Below are 23,132 nucleotides of genomic sequence, written 5' to 3' on the forward strand. Positions count from 1 at the left end.
CATGGGCATCACCCATCAATCCTTTAGCCATGGACATACATGGACATCCTTTTCCCCACCTGCTGATTCGCTGCATTTGCCATCTTCTCACTCAGCCCAGCCCGCCCTGCGGGTGCGCTGGACGTCGCCCTTGCATCGCCGATGACCACTTTGACAGTCCGCACCGACTCGTGGCCTTTTCCATCGCTGACCTTGATCTGAAGGACAAGCGTTGCGCTGAGGTCCTTGGGTGCGTTGATGGTTAGCTGACCGCTTTGACGGTCCAGGCGAACCCATCCGGGAAGCTCCTGCTTACCGGAGAGGCTGAACTGGAGTGACTCGATATCCCACGGGCTCTCCGACGCCAGGAGGACGGGCTTCAGATCCAGAATGCTGGCTCCAGTCGTGACCGAGAACTGCTCAGGAGCCGGATCAAATCCAGAGCGATTGGGTTCTGCCGGTGCGAAAAGCGACGCCCACATCCAGTCATTGACGCCTGCAATTGACTGCGGAAGGCCATATTCAGACCAGCTATCTTGACGAGGCATCCCTGTGTCTCGAGATACGGAGCCGAGCATCATCGACGCAGGATGCAGAAAATCAGCATTCGGTTCTGGTACCTCGGAAGGTTGAAATGGAGCGAGACCAAGTCCATCAGAGGAATTACTCACAGCAAAGGCAAATGGAGCATGCACGGCAGGAGGTACCAGCGGTTCAACAACGCCGCTGAGTGAAGTTACCGAAGATGCATTGCCCGCCACGTCCCTTTGCTGAACCCAGAGGCTGAATGCCCCGAGACCAGGTAGCTGGAGGGAGTTCCCGCGGCCTTCAAGCCAGGAAACGCCATTGTCCAAGGAGTACTGCCAGCTTCCTCCCGTTTCCAGACCAGAAATGAAGACCAAGCCCGTTGGCGAGACTTGCCGCCCATTCACCAGCGTGGCTTGATCCAGAGTAATTTCTGGCGCAACCGGATCAAGGGTATCGATGGCATAAGAGTTGGATATTGCGGTGCCGATGCCGCTGTTGCCTGCCGCATCCATATAGCCGGTGTTGTTCAACGTGATCACATTGCTGGCATCGGTGATGCTGGCTGTCGGCGTCAGGGTCGCCGTCCAGGTGACGCCGTCGCTGCTGCTGAGGTTGCTCAGACTGCCGTTCGCCACAGTGAAGTCACCAATATCCAGCCCCGTCACCGCTTCGCTGAAGGTAATGATGACCGTGGAACTCTCGCCCACCGCCAGCGCCGCGTCGTTCACCACAATGTTGGCTCTCGGGCGCTGGGTGTCGATGGCGTAGTTGTTCGAATCGGTGGTGCCGCTGCCAGCATTGCCGGCAGCGTCAGTCACCCCGGAATTGTCCAGGGTGATCAGGTTGCTGGCGTCAGTGATGTTGCTGGTCGGCGTGAACGTCGCAGTCCAGGTGACGCCGCCATCGCTGCTGCTGACGTTGCTCAGCGTGCCGTTGGCCACCGTCAGGTCGGCATTGGTGAAGCCGGTGACCGCTTCACTAAAGGTGATAGTCACCAGCGAGGTTTCACCGATCCGGAGGTTGTTGTCGGCCACCACGATGGTCGCGGTCGGGCGCAGCGTATCGATGGCGTAGTTGTTCGAGTCGCTGGTTCCCACTCCCGCATTACCCGCCTTGTCTGTCACTCCGGTATTGTTCAGTGTGATCCGGTTGACCGTGCTCTCCAGGTTGGCCGCGGGTGTGAAGGTCGCAATCCAGGTGACGCCGCCATCGCTGCTCGTGACCGTGCTCAAGGTGCCGCCGCTGACGCTCAGGTCGGCATTGGTGAAGTCGTTCACTGCTTCGCTGAAGGTGATGGTGACCATGGTGGTCTCGCCTACCGTCAGCGCTGCGTCCGCTACGACGATGGTGGCCGTAGGTCGCAGGGTGTCGATGGCAAAGTTGTTCGAGTCGGTTGTGCCGCTTCCCGTGTTACCCGCCAGATCGGTGTAGCTGGCGTTGTTCAGGCCGATCATATTCGTGGCGTCGGTGATGCCGGCAGTCGGCGTCACCGACGCCGTCCAGGTCAAGCCACCGTCGCTGGACATCAGATTGCTCAGACTGCCATTGGCAACTGTGAAGTCACCAACATCCAGCCCCGTCACCGCTTCGCTGAAGGTGATAGTGACCAGGGTGCTCTCTCCCGCTTGCAGTGCTGCATCCGCTACGACGATGGTGGCCGTCGGTCGCAGGGTGTCGACGGCGTAGTTGTTCGAGTCGGTGGTGCCCACTCCCGCATTGCCCGCCTTGTCTGTCACTCCAGCGTTGCTCAGCGTGATCCGGTTGACCGTGCTCTCCAGGTTGGCCGTGGGCGTGAAGGTCGCCGTCCAGGTGATGCCGCCATCGCTGCTCGTGACCGGGCTCAAGGTGCCGCCGCTGACGCTCAGGTCGGTATTGGTAAAGTCGTTCACCGCTTCACTGAAGGTGATAGTGACCGTGGTGGTCTCTCCGGCTTGCAGCGCCGCATCCGCTACGACGATGGTGGCCGTCGGTCGCAGGGTGTCGACGGCGTAGTTGTTGGAAATCGCGATACCGACCCCGGCATTGCCCGCATTGTCGGAAACCAGCGCGGTATCGAACACGATCAGGTTGGCCTGATCGGTAATCGCCGCAGTGGGCGTCAGGGTCGCGGTCCAGGTCTTACCGCCGTCACTGCTTGCCAGGTTGGACAGCACCCCGTTGGCGACGCTGAGGTCAGCCAGGCTGAAACCGCTTACCACCTCACTGAAGGCGATGGTCACCATCGTGGCCTGGCCGACGCCCAGATTGGGATTGGCCACGGTAATGGTCGCAGTCGGGCGCAGGGTATCGATCGAGTAGTTGTTGGACGTAGTGGCGCCGCTGCCGGCGTTGCCTGACGCGTTCTGCACGCCGCTGTTGTCCAGGGTGATGACGTTGGTGGTGTCGGCGATATTCACCGACGGTGTGAAGGTCGCGGTCCAAGTGACGCCACCGTCGCTGCTGCTTACGGCGCTCAGGGTACCGTTGCTCACCACCAGATCGGCATTGGTGAACCCACTGACCGCCTCGCTGAAGGTGATGGTCACCAGCGAAGTGGCGCCGACATTCAGTGCCGGGTTGGCCACCACGATGGTCGCCGTCGGGCGCACCGTGTCGATGGTGAAGTTCGCCGAGTTGGTCACGCTGACGCCGGCGTTGCCGGCTAGGTCGGTATAGCCGGTGTTGTTCAGGACGATGACGTTGCTGGTGTCGCGAACGTTGAGATTCGGGGTGTAGGTCGCCGTCCATGTGATCCCGCCATCGCTGGAACTGAGCGTGCCGAGCGTGCCGTTGGGCACGCTCAGATCGTTGTTGTCGAGACCGGTCACCGCCTCACTGAAAGTGATGGTCACGGTGGTGCTCTCGCCAGCCGACAACGTTGGATCGTTTATCACGATGGTCGCTGTAGGCCGGATGCTGTCCACTGCATAGGCATTCGAGTCGGTGGTGCCGGAACCCGCGTTACCTGCAATGTCTGTCACGCCGGTGTTATCCAGGCTGACATGGTTGTTGCCCGCGTTCACGCCCACCGCCGGCGTCAGGGTGGCAGTCCAGGTGATGTTGTCGCTGGTGGTCAGGTTGCTCAGGGTACCGTTGCCGGCCGTCAGGTCGGCCAGGCTGAAACCGGTCACCGCCTCGCTGAAGATGATGGTCACCTGCGAACTGCCGCCAATACCCAGTTGGTCTTTGGCCACCACGATGGTTGCGGTCGGCCGCTGGGTATCGATCACATAGTTGTTGGAGGTGGTGAGACCCGTGCCGGTGTTGCCCGACGAGGCCGCATTGACACCACTGTTGTCCAGGGTGATCAGGTTGGCCGCGTTGCTGATGTCGCCGGCCGGGGTGAAGGTGGCGGTCCAGGTGACACCGCCGTCGGCGCTGCTCACCGCGCTCAGGGTGCCCCCCACCACCGTCAGGTCGGCGTTGGTAAAACCGCTCACCGCCTGGCTGAAGGTGATGGTCACCTGGGAGGTGTCGCCGATCTTCAGCGCCGGATTGGCCACCACGATGGTCGCGGTGGGACGCACGGTGTCGATGCTGTAGTTGACCGAACTGGTGGTACCCGCGCCACTGTTGCCCGCGATGTCGAAGATCCCGGTATTGGCCAGGGTGATGACGTTGGTCCCACTGCTGGTGTTGGCGTTCGGGGTGAAGGTCGCGGTCCAGGTGACGCCGCCGTCGCTGCTGCTCAGGTTGCTCAGGGTGCCGTTGCCGGCGTTCAATTCGCCCAAGGTAAAACCGGTCACCGCCTCGCTGAAGGTGATCGTCACCTGCGAGGTCTCGCCGGCGCTCAGGTTTGGGTCCGACATGACGATGGTGGCGGTCGGGCGCTGGGTGTCGATCGCGTAGTTGCTCGACACGCTGGTGCCAGTCCCGGCGTTGCCAGCGGTGTCGGTGTAGCCAGTATTGCCCAGGGTGATGACGTTGCTGGCGCTGGTGATGTTCCCGGCCGGAGTGAAGGTGGCGGTCCAGGTGACACCACCGTCGCTGCTGCTCACCGCGCTCAGGGTACCGTTGCTCACCGTCAGGTCGCTGTTGGAGAAACTGGTCACCGCCTCGCTGAAGGTGATGGTCACCTGCGCGGTCTGGCCGATGATCAATGAGCTCTTGTCGATGGCCACGGTGGCGGTGGGTCGCACGCCATCGATGCCATAGTTGTTGGACGTGGTGGTGCCGCTACCGACGTTGCCCGCCCCGTCGAGCACACCCGTGTTGTCGAGAATGACGTAGTTGCTGGCGCTGTTGATGCCCGCCGTCGGGGTGAAGGTGGCCGTCCAGGTGACGCCGCCGTCGCTGCTGCTCACCGCGCTCAGGGTACCGTTGCTCACCGTCAGGTCATCATTGGTAAAGTCGCTCACCGCTTCGCTGAAGGTGATGGTCACCAGCGACATCTGGCCGATGCCCATGTTCGGTTTGGCGAACACGATGGTCGCGGTCGGCCGCTGGGTGTCGACCGAGTAGGTGTTGGAGTTGGTGGTGCCGGTGCCGGCGTTGCCCACCAGGTCGTTGACCTCGAAGTTGCTCAGGGTGACGACATTGCCGCTGTGGGTGACGCCATTGGTCGGGGTCAGGGTCGCGGTCCAGGTGATGTTGTCGCTGGTGCTCAAGTTGCTCAGGGTGCCGTTGGTCGCCCACATGTCGGCCAGGCCGAAATTGGTCACCGCCTCGCTGAAGGTGATGGTTACCAGGCTGCTGCCACCGATATTCAACGAGTTGTTGCTGACCACGATCGTTGCGGTCGGCCGTTGGGTATCGACGGCGTAGAGGCTGGACAGGGCCACGCCGGCGCCTGTGTTGCCCGAGGCATCTGTGTAGAGGCTGTTGTCCAGAGAGACATAGTTGCCGTTGCTGGTATTGCCGGCGTCCGGCGTCAGGGTCGCGGTCCAGTGGATGTTGTCGCTGGTGCTCAGGTTGCTCAGGGTACCGTAGCGGGCCGTCAGGTCCGCCAGGCTGAAACCAGTCACCGCCTCGCTGAAGGTGATGGTCACCGTGGCGGTCTCACCCGCCGTCAGGCTGCTGTCGCTGAGCGAGATGCTGGCGGACGGCCGCACGCCATCGACCACCAGGGCCTTGTTGGCCCCCAGGGAGCCGGCGGCGCCGGGGGCGGCCAAGGTGAGGATGGCATCCTGGCTGGCAGCGCCCTTGATAGTGCCGCCGTTGAGGGTCAGCGCCGTGGTGGCGGCATAGTCGAGATCGACCGCAACGTCACCCGCCTGCACCGTGTAGCTGAAGGTCAGGGTATTGCTGCCCGAACCGGAAACGTAGTTGAGGGGCCGGTCGGTGGCACCGGTCTCCAGCAGCAGCTGGGGGGTACCAGTGACGCTGACATTGGCGTCGAAGGTCACCGTGATGGTGATGACGTCGCCGATGCCGTACTGGCCATTGCCGTTGCTGGAGGTCACACCGGTCACCCGCGGGAAGATGGGTGCCGTGAGGGTGACGTCGTTGCCGTTGCCGCCGATGTAGCTGGTGGTCAGCGCGGTGCCGTTGCCAGTGGCGGCCATGATGCCGCCCTCGGCAAGACCGCTGAAGGTGCCGGTCACGCTATCGGCGAGGTCATTGCTGATGATGGTGTAGGCGTCGCCTTCCGCCGACGCATAGCCGTGGGTGACGGCCAGGTTGGCGGCGCTCATGTCCACCGTACCGTTCACCACGACCTGGTCGTAGCCGGAGCCCGCGGTCAGGCCATTGATCTGCAGCGCCAGGGTGCTCCCGGCGGCCATGGAGAGGGGGCCATTGATGGTGAGGATGCCCGCCGCGTTACCGCCCGGGGCAAGCGTACCGCCGCTCAGCACCGTCACTGCGCCCAGGGCACCAGTACCGGCCAGGGTGCCGCCGTTGGACACGGTGGTGGCGCTGGCCGTGCTACCGTTGACCGCCAGGGTGCCGGCGGAGACGGTGGTCGCGCCGGTGTGGGTCTCGGCACCGGTCAGCGTCAGGGTCGCGCTGCCGCTCTTGGTCAGTGTGCCGCCACCGGAAATCACACCGGACAGGGTGGTCGCCGCATCAGCCTGGATAGTCGCCCCACCCGACATAATCACGTTGTTGTCGATAGTGGTAGCGCCGCCAACGGCCAGCGTACCGCCGGCAAGGATCAGGTCGCCGCCACCGAGGTTGGCGTCGGACGCCACGCTCAAGGTGCCAGCGACCAGCGTGGTCGTGCCGGTGTAGGTGTTGTTGCCCGCCAGCACCACGTCGGTATGGTTGCCGCCGACCGAGTAGGCATTCACCGTCAGGTTGCGCGCGCCGCCGCTTTCGCTGATGACGCCGCTGAAGGTGATGTCGTCATCGCCCGTAGCCGGGGAACCGGTGCGCAGCGTGGCGTCGCCGAGCAGCACGATGTCGTTGCTGAAGGTACGGCCGCTGCCGGCCACGCCGAGCGTGGCGCCAGCGGTCAGGTTGATCGTGCCGCTGCCCAGGGTGCTGTTGCCGATCGCGGCCACCAGGCCGGTACCGCCGCTTGAGGACAGGGTGAGATTGCCGCTCAGGCCGCTGGCGTTGCTCAGGTAGATCTGACTATCGCCAGCGTTGAGGTTGAACGCCCCACTGCCGCTCGTCAGGCCACCGAGGCTGATCACCACGCCAGTGCCGCTGCCAGTGGCGTCGAGAGTGACCGCGCTGAGCACCTGAGTCGTGCGGTTGAGGGTGAAGGTGCTGTTGGAATTGACCGCCAGCGTACCGCCGGCGAGCTTGAGGATACCGCCGCCGATCTGGTCGGCCGAGGTGACCACCGTCGTGCCGTTGATCTGGCCGAAGGTCCAGTTGCTGGCGCTGTTGCCAATGTTGATCAGGTTGAGCGTGCCACTGCCGCTCTTGAAGAAGTCGCCGCTGCCGGTAATCAGGCCCGACAGCGTGGCTTCGATGCCGAAGCCGAGCTCGATTGCGCCCGAGCGGCTGGTGATGTCGAACGCATTGTCGATGGTCTGGCCGTTGCTGGTCACCGAGAAGGTGCCGCCATAGACGCTCACCAGACCGCTGCCGAGGTTGCTGTCGCTGCCGACGGCCAGGATGCCCTCACCGAGAACTGTAGTGCCCGTGTGCTGGCTGGTACCGCTCAGCGCCAGGGTGCCGAATATACCGGTCTTGCTCAGCGTGCCGCCGCCGGAGAACACACCCGAGGCGGTCCAGTCGACGTCGGCGTGGAGCGAGCCACCACCGGCACCGAAGACCATGTTGTTGTCGACCGTGACACCGCCAGTGGTGACATCGAAGGTGCCGCCGTTGAACTGCAGCTCACCGCTGCCGAGCGCATCGCCGGTGCCGACCGCCAGGGTGCCGCCATCAATGGCGATAGCCCCCGAGAAGCCGGCTTCGTTGCCGGTGCTGGCCAACGTCAGCGTGCCGGCGCCTGTCTTGGTCAGTGAGCCGCTGCCGGCCAGCGTGCTGGCGATCGTGGCGGTGTCGGTAAAACCGTTGCTGATGGTGAAACCACCACCCAGGGTAATGGTGCTGCCACCGATAGTAAGTCCATTGGCACCATCCAGATCGAGTGTGTCGCCCGCGCCTCCGGTGACGCCGCTGCCGAGGGTGATGGTGCTGTTATCAGCCAGTACCACTCGAATCGTGTCCGCGCCGCCCTGGGCCGCACCGCGAGCCAACGCTTCACGCAGGCTGAAGCCGTCCGCCGCGTCGCCGCCGGCGTCGTCGTTGCTCTGGTCGACGTAGATGGTGTTGCAGGTGAGCGTCACGTCGCTGTTGACTGTGCCGCCCAGGCTGTCGGTGAGCGCGAAACGGATGTTCGCGTCGCCGTAGGGCGTGGCGTTGTTGTAGCTGATATGGCGTACCACGTCCTGCACCAGCGCGGTGGACGCCGGAAAGCTGCTGCCGGTGAAGGTGATGGTCAGCACGCCGCCGGCGTAGTTGTAGGTCGCGAAGGTGAGACCGGCGAACTGCAGGTCGCCGCTGAAGGCGTTGCCACTGACACTGAAGTTGGCGTTGCTGAGGTCGAAACCGAACAGGTCGTTGGCGCTCGGGTCGGCGCTTCCGCCGGTATAGCGCTGCACCACCAGGCTGGCGCCGCTCCAGTTCGCCAAGTCGTCTTCGGCGTCGCTGACTACAGCGTTGCCGCCGGCGTCGAGCACCACCGTGGTGCCGGCGGTATAGGGCGTGCTGTCGCCGTCAAGACCAGTCACCACCGGCATGCTGTTGATCGGCGCTGTGAGGGTGAAGTCGTTGCCGTCGCCAGCGGCGTAGTTGGCGGTCAGCTGGATGCTATTGCCACCGGCAGTCAGGGTGCCGCCTTCGGCGAGGCCGCTGAAGCTACCGGTGACGGCATCCGCGAGATTGTTGGAAATGATGGTGTAGACGTCGCCGAGGCCGGGCGTGTAGCCATGGGTGGCGGAAAGGGTGGCGCCGGCAACGATCACCGCGCCATTCACCACTACTTGGTCGTACTGGGTGCCAGCTGTGGTGCCGTTGATCTCGACAGCCAGGACGCTGCCCGCGTTCATCTGCAGATTGCCGTTGATCGTCAGACTGCCCGCGCCGGCATTACCCGGGGAGAGCAAGCCACTGCTCTGCACCGTCACATTGCCGCCCAGGATACCGGTACCGGCCAGCGTGCCCCCGGCGGCCACTGTGGTGGCACTGGCAGTGCTGCCAGCTACGGACAGAGTGCCGGCGGACACAGTGGTGGTGCCGGCGTAGTTGTTGCTGCCCGAGAGTGTCAGTGCACCGCTGCCAGTCTTGGTCAGGGCGCCAGTACCGCCGATCGCGCTGCTCAGGCTGACGGCCAGGCCGGAGCCCACTGAGATGCTGCCGGCGCTCGCGCCCAACGAGATCGCATTGTCGATGGTTCCGGCGCTAGTAACAGACAGCGTGCCGTCGTTCAGTTGCAGGGTTCCGCTGCCCAGATTGGCGTCGCCGGCGATCGAAACGGTGCCGCCGCTCAACACCTGCATCCCCCAGCTCTGTCCGCTGTTGGTACCGGACAACGTGAAGGTGCCGCCGCCATCCAGCGTCAGGGTGCCGGAACCGGTGATCGCGCCCGAGAAGGTGCTGCTGGTGCCGTTAATGCCGATCGTCAGCGCGGAGGTACCGAGGGCCACCGTACCGGCGCCGGACAAGGCGTCGATGGTCTCGCCGGCCGCGACGGTCAAGGTCGCGCCGGACGCCACCGCCACCGACGTGTTGTCGTCCAGCGCGCCGCCGACGCGGTTGAGCGTCAGCCCGCCCGCCGACACGTTGGTGGCGCCGGTGTAGGTGTTGTTGCCGGTCAGCGTCAGTGTGCCAGAGCCTGACTTGGTGAGGCCGGACGTGCCGGAGATCACGCCGGAATAGGTCGTGCTGGTGTTGTCGCCACCCGTCGTCAGACCCGCGTTGAGTACCACGCTGCCTGTGCCAGCCAGGGAGCCGATGGTTTCGGCGTTGAAGAGGGTCAGCGTAGTGCCGCCCGATAGCGTCACCGCACTGCTGTTGCCAATCGCCGAGCCGCCGCTGAGGGTCAGGCCGCCGGCGGACAAGTTGACGGCACCGCTGTGGGTATTACTGCCGCTAAGGGTCAGGGTGGAGGCACCGGATTTGGTCAGGGTGCCGCTGCCGCTGAGAACGCCGCTCAGGGTGGCATTGGCGCTGGTGGAAATGACCGCAGCGGAAGCCAGCGCAATGGCGTTATCGATCGTGGTGGCGCCGGTGATGGCCAGGGTGCCGCCGTTCAGCGTGATGGTGCCGGAACTCAGGTAATCGTCATTGGCGATCGACAGCGTACCGGCGGTGATGGAGGTGCCGGCGGTGAGCCCCGCCTCGTTGCCGCTATTGGATAGGGCCAGCGTGCCGGCGTCGGTCTTGTTCAGGCTGAACGCCCCATTCAGGGCTCCGGCGAGGGTCAGCGTACTGCCGGAGGCCGCGCTGATGTCGGCAGCTGCCGTCAGCGTCACTGTGCCACTTACGGTCGTGCTGCCGCTGTTCAGGTGGAGCGCGCCGTAGTTGACGGCAGACACCGCCTTGCCGGTGCCAGCGATACTGAAGGACTCGGCGACTGTGAGCGCTCCGGCAAGGCGCACGGTGGCGCCGCTGGCGACAGTGGTGGCGCCGGCCGTGGTCCCCAAAGCGTTGGCGTGGCTGGCGATCACCGTACCCGCCGTGACATTGGTGGCACCGGTATAGGTGTTGTTGCCACTGAGCTCCAGGATGGCCTGGCCATTCTTGATCAGGCTGCCGCTACCGGAAACGACACCACTCAAGGTGACCTGCGCGGCGCCGCTCCCCCCCCCGATATTGAAGGTACCGCCGCTGGCACCCAGCGCAATGGCATTGTCGATGGTAAACGCGGAGGTACCGTTGGTGAGGGTCCCTCCGTTCAACGTCAGGGTGCCGGAGGACAGGTGATCGTCGCTCTGCACCTGCAAGGTGCCGCCGGTGACGGTAATGCCACCTGACATGTTCGCTTCGTTGCTGACACTCGACAGTACCAACGTGCCAGCGCCGGCCTTGCTCAACGCACCGCTGCCGCCGAGCGTGGCGGCGATGGTGACGGTGCCGGTGGAATTGGTGAAGTTCAGCGTGGTGCCGCCACCCAAGGTGATGGTATTGCCGCCGCTAATGATTAGGCCCGAGGCCGAATCGGCGTTGAGGGTCAGGCTTTCGTTGATGGACAGGCTGCCAGCCAACGATACGGCGCTGTTGAAATTGCTGGAGAAGACCAGCGTTTGGCTGCCAGTGGCGTCTGCAGCGGCAATCGCCACCGCTTCGCTGAAGCTCACGCCGTCACTCACGTTGATCGTGGCGGTGTCGCTGGTGTTGGTGATGTAGATGGTGTCACTGGTGACCGTGGTATCAGCCGTGGCGCTGGAGGGGCCGTCGCTCAGGGTGAAGCGGACGGTAGCATCGCCGGCCGGCGTGTCGCTGCGGTAGGTGACGCGGTGTGCCACATCGTTGATCAGGGCGGTCGTGGCAGCGGTGCCGCTGCTGGTAAAGGCGATCGTCAGCACGCCGCCCGTGTTGGTGAAAGTGGCGAAGGTCAGGCCGCCGGATTGCAGGGCGTTGCCACTGACGGTGAACAGTGCGCCCGAGGTATTGAAGCCGAAGATATCGGCGGAAACCGCAGTGCCAGGGCGCTGCACGGTCAGGCTTGCGCCGGCCCAGTTGCCATTGCCACCGTTGAGCGCGCCGAATTCGGCGTCAGCGAGTGTGGCATTGCCGCTGACATCGAGGGTCACGGTGCCACCAACGCCGGCCCAGGCCACGCTGTCGCCGTTGAGGTTGCTGAAGGAGGGAGACGAGTCGATGACGATGGCCTTGTTGGCCCCCAGCGAGCCGGCGGCTCCAGGTGAAGCCAGAGTCAGAGTGGCGTTGTTGGTGGCGGCATCGCGGATGGTGCCGCCATTGAGCGATAGGGCACTGCTGCTGACGTAATCGAGGTCGGCACTGGTGTCGCCCGCCTGCACCGTGTAGTTGAAGGTCAGGGTGTTGGTGCCTGAGCCGCTGGCGTAACTGACCACCCGGTCGGTGGAGCCCGTTTCCAGGGTGAGCTGGGGAACACCGGTGACCGTGACCACTTCGTCGAAGGTCACAGTGATGGAGATGACAGCGCCCGGCGCGTAGGTTCCATTGGATGTCGATGACGAGACCGAGGTAACCGTCGGGAGATGGGTGTCGATGGCGTAGTTGTTGGAACTGGCCGCACCCGAACCCGCAGTACTGCTGCTGACCGAGGTAACCCCCGCCAAGTTCACCGTGACCAGGTTGCTCGTATCAGTGACGTCAGCGTCGGGCGTCAGGGTACCGGTCCAGGTGAGGCCGCCGTTACTAGAACTGAGCCCGGTGATAACCCCGTGATCGACCGTGAGGTCAGCGGTAGTGAAACCACTCACGGCAGTGTTGAACGTGAAGGTCACCAGTGACGTCTCGCCAGCCTTGAGACTGGGGTCGGCTACAGTCGCCGAGGTCAAGGTGGGAATTACCTGTGGCGCCTCGAAATTGAGGTCATCCAGGGCAATACTGATATTGCCGCCGCTGATGGTGAAGCTGGAAATGTTCTGGAAATCAGTGTTGCCCGACGTGTTGATGTTTTCGTGGGTAATGAACGAGCTGTTGCTGATAAAGCTGAGTGCAGAGCCCCCATTGGGGGTGATGAGTATGTTCGTGTCGGCGAGACCGTCGAAGCTCAGCCCGTTGAGGCGGAACATACTGCCATCGGCCATCTCGACCTTGATGCTGGTAACGCCGAACAGCCCTGCCGAGTCCAAGAGCAGGAAGTAGTCCGAGCCGCCGTCCCCCAAGGGGGAGGCGAGAGGGTCGCGGCTCACCAAGCTGCTGTAGTTGGCCCCTCCGGCACCGGTGATGGTGTATTTCACGCCATCCAGGGTGAAGACACTGGTGCTGAAGCTCTGATTGGCGTCGTCGTCGTAGTTTTCGTCTGCTGCCACCAGCAGCCCGGAATAGGACGCCACACCATCGACGACCCTGGATTCGATCGTGCCCTGGTTGACCTCCAGCACCCAGTCGCCACCCATCGAAGCGGCCCCGGTCAGGTCGTTGGACGCGGCGACATCGGCGCCGGTGGCCGCAGACAGGCCATCAATGAATGCACGCCCTTCTCCATTGGCGCCCACCTGGCAGCCGTAGAGCAGGATGTCGCCATCACTGGCCATCGATTGACCGATGGCATTCAACAGCTCGCTGCGGCTGGCCAGATCCGCGCTGTCGAGCCAATCGCTACCCAGCTGCACCTGGCCGACCTTGCCGTGGCTGAGCACATGGATGCTGTCGATGCCACTGCGGCCGTCCAGGTAATCGGCAATCTGCTGCAGCCCATCCTTGTTCGCATCCAGCACGACGACTTCAGTGCCTGGTTTCAGGCCGCTGATGAGCTGCTCGTAATCCTTGATATTGCTGTCAACGAAGACCACTTCCTGGCGCTGTGTAGTCGCCGGCGAAGCCTCGGTCGCTCTCTGCGCTTCCGAGGTCAGCGCATGTCGCAGCGCAGTTGCCGTGTCCACCATATGCTCTGCGGCCGCAGGCGCCGCAGCATCTGTAGCCGCATGCGCCACATCCACCGCCGCTGCACCGTCAAACATAAAGCGCTGCTCCAATGCCAGCGGGCGCACGGCAGAGGCCGGCTGCAGGCGCTGGGGAGCATCGGTCTTCACTGCCTGCGTCGTCATGGCCTGTGTCAGACGGCTCCAGAATGAGCGAGATTTGCGGATCATCAAAGTGTCCTTCCGGGATGAAGGTGGCATGGCGCTTACCTGCCTTGCAGGTTCAGACCGCTGGCTTGCCCTCTTCCAGGGAGCTGTCGGTCTCTTGCTATCGGACTATAAAAATATGAGCTTTTGGCGCCTTTCATATATAGACTTCAGCATTAAAGTAATCTGAAACCTTTGAATGGCATGCGCAATATGCTCTTGTATTTGAATGTCTAGGGCTTGCCAGTCTGGGGTGGTGCCAGCAGCACCTGCCCGCTCATTCCGGCGATCAGCTCGGTAAACTTTCCGTGAATGGCCGCATTGACTTTCACCGACTGGCTCACCGGGTCCACGCGCGCAGCCAGGCGCTGCACCTTGGCGGGATAGGTTTTGCCGGTCTCGTCAATGCGCACCTGGAATTCCGAGCCCGAATGCAGCCAGCTGAGCCAGCGCGAAGGCACCAGAAACTCCAGCTCCAGCGCGGAGTCGTCCAGAATGTCCAGCAGTGCCTGACCCGGCTGCGCATATTGCTGCTCGCGGATCTTCTGCTCGGCCACCCGCCCCGCATAGGGCGCGATGATCTGGCATTTGCTCAGCAGGCTGCGGTTGGCGGCGACCTCGGCCCTGGCCTTGTTCCATTCAGCCTGCGAGACATCCAGCTCCACCTTGCCGACGGAGTTCAGCTCCGCCAGGCGCTGGTTGGCCTTCCAGGTCTTCTCGGTGGCATCCACGCCCGCCTGGGCCTTGTTCAGCTGGGCCTGTGGCAGGCTGCAGTCAAACTGCACCAGCAGTTGCCCCTGGCGAAAGGCACCGCCCTCCACCACGGGCAGGCGCTGCACCTTGGCACCGATTTCAGCCGCCAAGGTGGTGTAGCGGCGCGGCGCCAGCTGGGCGCGGATCTCGCGCTGATCCAGCACGCTGGGCAGGGAGGTCTGAGTCTTGGGAAGGCTCTGGGCTGCCGGGCCGCTCTGGCCATGAGCGGCGAGCGACAGGCCCAATGCCAGGCCCAGAATCAAGGGAGACACGCAAGACTTCATTGGAATTGACCTGCGTCCCAGCTTTGCAGCGATTTACCAACGGCCTGTGTTAGTTCAGGCAAGGGCATGCTGTCCGAGCCTTCGATCACGGGCTCCATGCCCAAGGTGGCTTGCAGGCGGGAGCTGGCGGCCTGCATATTGGATTGGGCCTGATACCGGCGCAGCACGGAAAGAATGGTCGTGGTCTGCTGGGAGACGCGCTCAAGCGCATTGAGTTTGTCGGCCTGCACCTGGTTGTTCACATGCTCGGACAGGCGCTGGTCCACCGAGGCAATGGTCTGAGCTCTTTCGTACTGGCGCACGGCGTTTGCAAATTGCAGACGCGCCACATGCAGCTGTGTCAATACCGCCATCTGGGTAGCCAGACGACGCTGATCGGCCAGTTGGACACCCGCGTCAGCCAGCTGACGCTGTGCAGGCAGTGACAGCAGCCCCAGCAGATTGAAGGAGATCTGCAGGCCCGCATCCTGCCAGCGGTCGTTAATCAGATAGCTGTCGCTGCTCTTGTTGACACCGTAGTTGAAGGAAAGGCCGGGGAACATGCGCAGCATGGCGCGCTTGGTCTCTTCATTGGCGATACGGGCGTTGTACAGGCTCTCGCGCAGATCCGGGTTCAGCAGTAGGGCCCGGTCCTCCAGCTTGTCCACCGGCTGCTCCAGCCAGCGCTGGGCATTCGAGGCCGCAGGCTCGATCACGCGCAGCGGCTGGTTCAGCTCTGCGGGCGAGACCCCCATCAAGGATGCCAGCTCGATGCGCGAGGAAGACAGCTCCTGCTGAATGGCCTCCAGCAGGCGGATGTTCTCCAGCAACTGGCGCTGATAGCGCAGCGGCTCCATGGGGGAGCGCAGTTTTTCCGCCTCGACCTTGCGCGAGTCTTCCAGGGCCTTGTCTGCATCCCGGCCTGCGGTCTGCAGCGAAGACTCCAGGGCCTGGGCCGCAGCCACACGCCAGTAAGCGATACGTACATCCTGGATCAGCGTGTGTATGGCCTTGCGGCGACGCTCAGCCGCAATTTGGGCGCGATCCGCATGCTGACGAGCGGCGTAATAGCTTTGACCGAAGTCCAGCAGGCTCCATGAGAAGCTCAGCGAAGCCAAGGTCGACTCACGATCCGACGAGATATAGGGATGAGCCAGGGAAGGCGCGCCCGTGACCGAGTCCGTGCTGCGGCTGATCAGGTCCTTGTCGCGGTAGCGGTAGCCGGCCGAGGCCACCAGCTTGGGCAGCATGTCGAACTTGGCAACATTGGCCGTGCCCTGGGCCACTGCCTCTTCCATGCCACGCAGGCGCTGGGCTGCGTTGTATTTGATGGCTCTCGCAATGGCCTCTTCAAGACTCACCGCACCAGTCAGCGGAGCAACGTCCTTGCCGAGGCTTTGCCGATCGGCCTGGACCTGCGACTGAATTTCTTCTGTCGAGAGCGCCTGACTGCTCAGGTTGGCACAGCCAGTGAGCCAGATGGCAGAGCCCAACAAGGCCGTGAGCCGGACACGGCCACGAAAATTTGTCTCGGACCGGCAGTGAGCAATGGCGTTCATATTCGCAAGGGGATGGTGGCAAAGACGGTTTGACAAGAAGACTGGCCCAGATGGAATCTATGCACCAAACCTCAAAAAGTATGCAAAAGTCTTAATTGTCAAAAAATGTGTTCGCGATATTACTGATCAAAGGTGACAACCGCAATCACTGAAATCAGGTATTTCTTCTGCCAGAAGCACCATGCAGCCGCACTCATTTTTTGCCCCAATTGGTGCATTGAGTCCTTGGTGGAGACTGGTCAAGCGAGTCGGTTGTGGTGCAGTGTGTAGCTGCCTGAGGCTGCTTCCAAAGCCGCTTCCGGTTGGAGACAGCAAGGCGCTCCTTCGGGTTTTCTCAGAGCCGACGGCGCATAGCTGCTATTGGAGATTTCAGCCCTGAGCTGTGAATTTCAGATCAACACCGTTCGCAAGCGCGCTTGCCAGGCATTCCGAGGCATTGGAAGACGCACAACAACGCCCACCAGGCACATCAAACTGCTCCAGCAAAGCCAGGCAGTTCAGTCGCGGCAGCTACATCGTCAAGCTTGAGGGGTCTGGACGCCCAATGGAAATCGACCGCAACATCATGGGCGTGACGATTGCAATCGATGGCGCGGAAATGCCTCATGAGGGGTGCTGAAAACCCCGGCAGTCAATCCTGATCGCTGCCTTGCCTCAGGTCGTCCGCGACCGACGCGACAAAGCTGACGCAGAGCGTCAACACCATGAGCGCAAAACTGACAAGCAGCCACTTCATAGCGTCCTCGTGCAATTGATATTCGCAAACAGTATGCTCGCATTGATTGACAGCACTACATAGATGTTTACGCTAGGGCCAAGCACAAACCAAGCTCAAACCAAGCACCCGTCACCCGAGGCTCCATATGGGCTCAGGCCCTTTGCAAAGGAGTCACGAGAAGAGCCAAGGCCTGCTCGATGCAGGCGAACGAAGCCAGCTAAGCCAGCCGTCTGCAGGACGAGATCGGTTGCCAGACACCCAAACGATGCGACCGCCCATGTAGCGACACCTGCCGACTAGTGAAGCGAGAACACCGCCGCGGCATCAATCTCAAGTGGCCTGGAAAGCAAATACCCTTGAGCGCAATCCACTCCAAGCCTTTGCAGCATATCCAGCTCTTCCGCCCGTTCAACGCCCTCTGCAATCACCAGGCTTCCTATTTCATGCGCGAAGCTGATGAGGCCTCTGGCCAGTGCACGCCGTTTCTCATCTGTATCGATAGAGTGAGTAAGACTCATATCCAGCTTGATGATCTCGGGCTCGAGATTGAGGATATGCCGCATGCTGGAATAGCCTGCACCAGCATCGTCAACCGCCAGTTTCGCGCCCCGGCGACGGTAAGGCTCCAGCCCAATGGCAAGAGCCTTGTAATCCTTGACCGCAGCATGTTCTGTAATCTCCAGGACCAGACGTGAGAGATCATCAATGCCATCAAGTAGTTGATGGAATTTGCTGCTAAGCAGCAATTGTGGCGAGCAGTTGACACTTACGCTGCTGTTGGCGGGCAGCCGCTCCAGCGCTGGCAGCACCTTGGAAACAGCGCACAACTCCAGGTCAATGCCCAAACCTGCCTTGTCTGCCACATCGAACCAATAATCCGGCGCATGCCTGGGCTCGACATCAAAACGCGAAAGGCTTTCAAAGCCGCAGATGGCCTTGTCACGCAAACTGCAGATCGGCTGGAAAACCATCCTCGGATCACCGTGCGCCAACGCGGATCGGACCTCACCGACCAACCGTGCCTTGACCTGCTCCTCGGCAGCCTGCTCTTCGATACGGTCTGCCAGAATCTCTGCAAATGCGCGCAGCAATTGCATGTCGCGCTCCCCTAGTGTTGGATTCGGGAGATAGCTGAAGCAGCAAAGCGTCCCATACACATGCCCATCCGTGAGACGGACGGGAACACTCAAATGGGACCCAATTGGAATTGCATGTGTTGCAGAAATGTGCTGAGCAGCCGGCACACGACTTGTGTCCGGAATGCATTCGGGCAGCTCGCCATGAACAACCTTCAGGCAGTATCCCTCCTGCATGGGAATGCTCTGGCCTTGATGGAGCGGCCCGCCCGAAACACTGTCCAAATGCTTGAGCACCCGTTCGGCCGCACCGAAGTGTGAGACAAAGGCGATATCCATTCCCAGATGCTTGCGAACCGCACGCAGTATGCGATCCACTCCTTCTGCGCACACACCTGATCTCATCAAATGATTGAGATGGCGATTCCCGTCAACCTCCAGATCGTTCATCTGCATGCCCCCCTCTTACATACAGTCGACTCACACGGCTTTTGTCAATATTTAATCTGGAAAAGCATGCAATGTGAAGCGATGATCATCGATATCCAACAAGTGTCTCAGCAGCTGCCGTGGCGAAAATGTCAATCAATCCACCAGTTTCGCCATCCACCTGGATTTCAGCTGCTGCTCCAGGAATGTTTCCGCGGTGAGTTTTTCTGTATGACGGCTTCGTGGCATATGTCGCCACCTGTTATCCGCTTTGAAGCCTCCTCAAATCCTCGCTCCACTCAAAAGTAGAGAGCCCACCCCAGGGAGGTCTACGCATGAAGAAATCCAGAGTTAGTGAAGCGCAGATCTACTATCCACTCTTGCGAATCGGTCTGCATTTGCTGCATGGTCATCAGAACCAATGATTCAAGCATGTCTGCTTAACGCCGGGGTAGTCTTGCCCGTACCAAGGACACGATGCGATTGCACCGCTCCCCATCGAAATTGAAGGCGTCGCTGAGCGCCATATCCAGATCCTGTGAAAGCCCTTCACGAAGCATGCTTCGTGCACGGAAGAAGCGCGTGCGCACCGTGGCCTCTGGAATTTCCAGTATCTGCGACACCTCTTGCGCACTCATCTCTTCGACGCCGCGCAACATGAAAACCCTGCGGAAGTCATCGGGCAGCAGGTCAATGCGCGCCTCCATGATTCGACGCAACTCCGAACGCATGACGGTTCGATCGGGGCCGCGGTCCATATCGTCTTGCTGCCAACTGGCATCCATCTGCTGGGTCGATGCCATCGCGGACTCCAGCGGCACGATCTTCAACTGACGACGTCTAATCTGTCCAAGTGCTTCGTTAACGACAATGCGTACCAGCCATGTCGACAACTTGGCATCCGCCCTGAAATTCCCCAATGCCTGCCAAGCCTGCAAATAGGCCTGCTGCACGACATCTTCGGCATCCGTGTCACTTTTCAATATGGCTCGTGCGGTGCGGAACAACAAGCGATTGTGGCGTCGCATGATGGCCTCGAAAGCCACCTCATCGCCAGCTGCGGCTCTGAAAGCGAGCTCCAGATCCGAAGCATCAGCAACCGCAGGGCTGTGGTTCGAAGGTTGAGTGTGCGGCATGTACGCCTCCTTTGACCATTGGATGGTGTATCCGCGTCCAGCGTTCCCGTGTCGATCTGATTCTCGGCCCTGCTGCCAACAGGGGCGGAACGTGGTGACGCTCCGATCCATCCAATGGATGAGTGCTTGCCCTGGCCACCGGATTTCCGGTCTCCCAAAGCTGGCCTCGTCACCTACGAAGGAGTGCATCATGTCGTTTTTGCATATCGCTCATCCACACGAGGCGCGCCGCCTCTTTCTTGGCCAATCCGGGCTGATGCTTTCAGGTGCCGCTGTTGCGCTACTAGCCGGCCGTGAAGCGCTAGCCGCCAAAACCGGCGATGGAAAAGCCCAGGACACTCAAATCCTGAACACCGCCCTGAGTGCAGAGCTGGAGGCCATCGCTGCTTATCAGTTGGGAGCCGAAAGCAAACTGCTGCAACACTCGGTGCTGGATCTGGCCCTGACCTTCCAGGGCCATCACAAAGCGCATGCTGAACTACTTGCCAAGACGGTTGAAAAACTGGGTGGCAAGCCGGTAGTCCCCAAGACTGCTTACAACTTCCCAGCAAATCAGCTGAAATCCCAGGAGGATGTGCTGCGCTTTGCGGCACGACTGGAGCAAGGGGCCGTCAGTGCTTATCTGGGAGCCGTTCCCTTGTTCGGCAATCGAGAGCTATCCAAGGCTGCGGCCAGCATTCTGGGTGATGAAGCCATGCACTGGGCAGTACTGCGCCAGGCAGTGGGCGAAGCACCGGTCCCCACGGCATTCGTATCATGAACACCGAACGGTGGCTGCTGCTTGGCATGCTGTCGTTCGCTGCGACAGTGCATGCAGCACCTGACAAACTTCCTGGCGAGCAGATATACGCTCGCTGTGCGGCCTGCCATGCGCTGGCATACGACCGAGTGGGACCGCATCATTGCGGCCTGTTGGGACGGCGTGCTGGCACGGTTCCCGGCTTTGCTTACTCGGATGCGATGAAGAATTCCGGCTTTATCTGGGACGAAAAAACACTCGATCGTTTCCTGACCCAGCCCATGAAGGTGCTACCAGGCACGACAATGACGTACGCTGGAATCCCTGACCCCAAGGAGCGTAGCGACTTGATTGCCTACCTCAAGCAAGCTAACGATTCACGAGAGTGTCATTCACTTCGAGCACTCCCGCATTGAACGCATATACCCTAGCTGCGCGTCGCAATCGGCCTGAAGCAGTTCACCAAGAAAATGCTCAGGCTGACTGCTTCAGGCGGTGGATTCAATGGGCCGATGCAATACCATGCCTCGCCTCCGGCGCGAGGAGTCGGCCCAACCGGAATACGCATCGAGGCAGGATGTGGATGACAGATCGCCGGCTGCATGTATTTGGGTCTAGCAGTCACAGCCGAAGGCATCGCTCACCTGGAATCCATCACCCTGCCCATCTTCCAAAGCGGACTTTTCTCATTCCAGGGGCCAATATGCCCGACGAGAATTCCCCGACGCTCTGTTTGCAGCGTTTGAGCTGCCACACAGGGCTCAGGCCGCTTCAAGGCTGGCGCCTTGACGGGAACACAGCCCCATCCTCCAAGCAGCAACTATCCGCATCCACCCTAAAAATACCCCCTAGTAGTCGTGATTCCAACGCAATCCAGGCGATCCGTCATTCATCAGGCGAATTCACTGGACTCGCCATCCCGGCAGCTGTACCGTCTTCTTTAGGTTCAGAAACTTGATTGAAGGCCGCCTTCCCCATGAGCAAATCCAAAGAGTCCACAGTCCATCGCATCGTGGATGCAAAGCAGTGGGAACTCAATCGCGAAAAAGAGCGCATCACCTATCCTGCCAACCACGCCGGCCCGATTCAAATGGACTGGCGCAAGCGTGAGAACTACTCGGCCACTGACCTGAACTACCGGGGAAGAAGCAAAACCCCATAACAGCAGCTCGGTCTCCGATCTCCTGACGAACCCCGCCACTGTTGAACTGAGCGGGGTTCTGCTTTTTCGACAAGCACACGGCGACCAGCGCCAGCACCGCTGGTCCGCCAGAAGACAAGGCCTGGCTCCACCATCACCTAAACTGACCGATCTGCTGAGCCGCTGCCTCTCCAGCGAAAAGCAGGTTCGCCACTCCGACGGACAAAGCCTCTGGTGAAGCACAAAACCTGGCTGCAGAGGCCACTCAGCCTCGCAAGAGTCGTTTCTGCTGATTGATAACCCGGCACAGAAATCGATACGGAGCGCTATCCGAACCGTAGGCCGACAGAGCAAGGGCCGCCCGTGTCCATGAACGCTCAGGAGAGCAAACCGCAATTCCTTGGAGCGATGAATGCTCCCACCATGGGAATAAAACATAAAAGCCGCTACAGCTTTAACAGCTGTAGCGGCTTATGTATTCTGGTGGGTCCTGCGAGATTCGAACTCGCGACCAACGGATTAAAAGTCCGCGCCATAAGCCTTCATTAAACTGCTATATCCAGCAAAAACAATGGTTTGCATGAGCTACAGCAGCATTAGCCATGCATTATCCCGCTATTGCGTCGACAGTTTGTTGACGCTGGAGGCTTCTTTCAGAACGCCTGCGGCGAGCCTGTCTTACAGGGCGCGCAACATACGCCTTGCCTTGCGTGAAATAAGCTACGCGGCCGATTCCTGCGCGATCACCATCGCAGCGAAACGACAGTGACTCATCAACCGACAAGACCATGGCAGCGGCGGGCGCGCTGGTGATGCCGCGCCCTAAGCGCTGGGCACGTCGCGCGACAAAAAACTAACATGGGGGATACCTCCCCCATACCCCCAAAAAAGGGGACTCTGCGAGAGTCTAACGGGTAGCATTGGACGATGGACTCCAGCCCCACGACCCCTCAGCTCGTACGTTTCAGTATTAACACCCAAGGGAGCGATTTCGCCGTAGGCGACATCCACGGCTGCTTCACAGCGCTGCAACAGGCCTTGGATCACATCAATTTCAATCCAGCCAAGGATCGCCTGTTCTCTGTAGGAGACTTGGTAGACCGAGGACCAGAATCCGGCCAGGTGCTGGACTGGCTGGCCCGTCCTTGGTTTCATGCGATCTGCGGCAACCATGACTTCATGATTTGGCGCAGTGCGCTTGGTGACCCTTACCCCGAAGTAAATCACTTGGAGCATGGCGGCGGCTGGCTAAACGAGCTCGACCAGGAGGCCCAACGACGGGTCGGTAAGCGACTCGCGGAACTGCCCCTGGCATTCGAAGTAGAAACACCCGAGGGCCTCGTCGGGCTAGTACATGCAGACTGCCCTTATGACGATTGGCAGGACATGCAGAACCGGCCTCTTTCAGCAAGCGCAGCTGATTGCTGCCTGTGGTCACGAGAGCGATTTCAACGTAGCTATGCGAATCCTGTGCGTAGTGTTCGCGCCGTTGTCCATGGGCATGTAACAGTGAGCAGCATGCAGAAGCTGGGCAACGTATTTTTCATTGACACGGGAGGCTGGAAACCAAGCCAGGGGCACTTCACGTTTCTGGACCTTCACCAACTCTCAGCTATCAGAGGACCAGGGCCAGCTACAGCGTCTATCAGACGCCGCTACCTATAATAAATCGCCGAGTATTTTATCTTTTGCTTATAAATAAGTAAAT

The 23,132-nt window shown here is 61.0% G+C and carries 10 protein-coding genes; 5 read left to right on the plus strand and 5 right to left on the minus strand.

What is annotated here, in order from left to right:
* Positions 1-23 precede the first annotated feature (23 nt).
* The 5 genes from Cth01_RS15775 to Cth01_RS15795 all read right to left on the minus strand — a co-directional run bounded on the left by Cth01_RS15775 (position 24) and on the right by Cth01_RS15795 (position 19,544).
* Entirely contained in the window at positions 24-13,634 is a 13,611-nt protein-coding gene (locus Cth01_RS15775; protein ID WP_052703348.1) for an Ig-like domain-containing protein, read from the minus strand.
* 209 nt (positions 13,635-13,843) lie between these two features.
* On the minus strand, positions 13,844-14,626 hold the full coding sequence (locus tag Cth01_RS15780) for an efflux RND transporter periplasmic adaptor subunit (RefSeq protein ID WP_045839815.1): 783 nt from the start codon (positions 14,624-14,626) through the stop codon (positions 13,844-13,846).
* 17 nt (positions 14,627-14,643) lie between these two features.
* Positions 14,644-16,185, minus strand: a complete 1,542-nt coding sequence (locus tag Cth01_RS15785) for a TolC family protein (protein ID WP_233425186.1) — start codon at positions 16,183-16,185, stop codon at positions 14,644-14,646.
* 1,014 nt (positions 16,186-17,199) lie between these two features.
* Positions 17,200-18,435 carry a sensor domain-containing phosphodiesterase gene (locus tag Cth01_RS15790; RefSeq protein ID WP_034395745.1) on the minus strand — a complete coding sequence of 412 codons (1,236 nt, stop codon included), beginning with the start codon at positions 18,433-18,435 and terminating at the stop codon, positions 17,200-17,202.
* 413 nt (positions 18,436-18,848) lie between these two features.
* Positions 18,849-19,544, minus strand: coding sequence for an RNA polymerase sigma factor (locus tag Cth01_RS15795; protein WP_034356731.1), 696 nt, complete (start codon positions 19,542-19,544; stop codon positions 18,849-18,851).
* Positions 19,545-19,734: 190 nt separating this feature from the next.
* On the opposite strand from Cth01_RS15795, the gene Cth01_RS15800 reads away from it, so the two are divergent.
* The 5 genes from Cth01_RS15800 (at position 19,735) to Cth01_RS15815 (ending at position 23,089) form a co-directional block, all read left to right on the plus strand.
* Positions 19,735-20,304, plus strand: a complete 570-nt coding sequence (locus Cth01_RS15800) for a ferritin-like domain-containing protein (RefSeq protein ID WP_045839706.1) — start codon at positions 19,735-19,737, stop codon at positions 20,302-20,304.
* Positions 20,301-20,699: a c-type cytochrome gene (locus Cth01_RS15805; RefSeq protein ID WP_045839707.1), complete on the plus strand. Its 399-nt coding sequence runs from the start codon at positions 20,301-20,303 to the stop codon at positions 20,697-20,699. Before Cth01_RS15800 ends, Cth01_RS15805 begins: the two co-directional genes overlap by 4 nt.
* Positions 20,700-21,259: 560 nt before the next feature.
* The gene (locus tag Cth01_RS15810) at positions 21,260-21,445 is read left to right on the plus strand and encodes a hypothetical protein (RefSeq protein WP_003070780.1); all 186 of its coding nucleotides are present in this window, start codon (positions 21,260-21,262) and stop codon (positions 21,443-21,445) included.
* Between the two features lie 559 nt (positions 21,446-22,004).
* Entirely contained in the window at positions 22,005-22,193 is a 189-nt protein-coding gene (locus Cth01_RS24180) for a hypothetical protein (RefSeq protein WP_169790247.1), read from the plus strand.
* 158 nt (positions 22,194-22,351) lie between these two features.
* Positions 22,352-23,089, plus strand: coding sequence for a metallophosphoesterase (locus Cth01_RS15815; protein ID WP_045839708.1), 738 nt, complete (start codon positions 22,352-22,354; stop codon positions 23,087-23,089).
* Positions 23,090-23,132: the final 43 nt, after the last annotated feature.

The organism is Comamonas thiooxydans (assembly GCF_000964545.1).
Classification (GTDB): Bacteria; Pseudomonadota; Gammaproteobacteria; order Burkholderiales; family Burkholderiaceae_C; genus Comamonas; species Comamonas thiooxydans.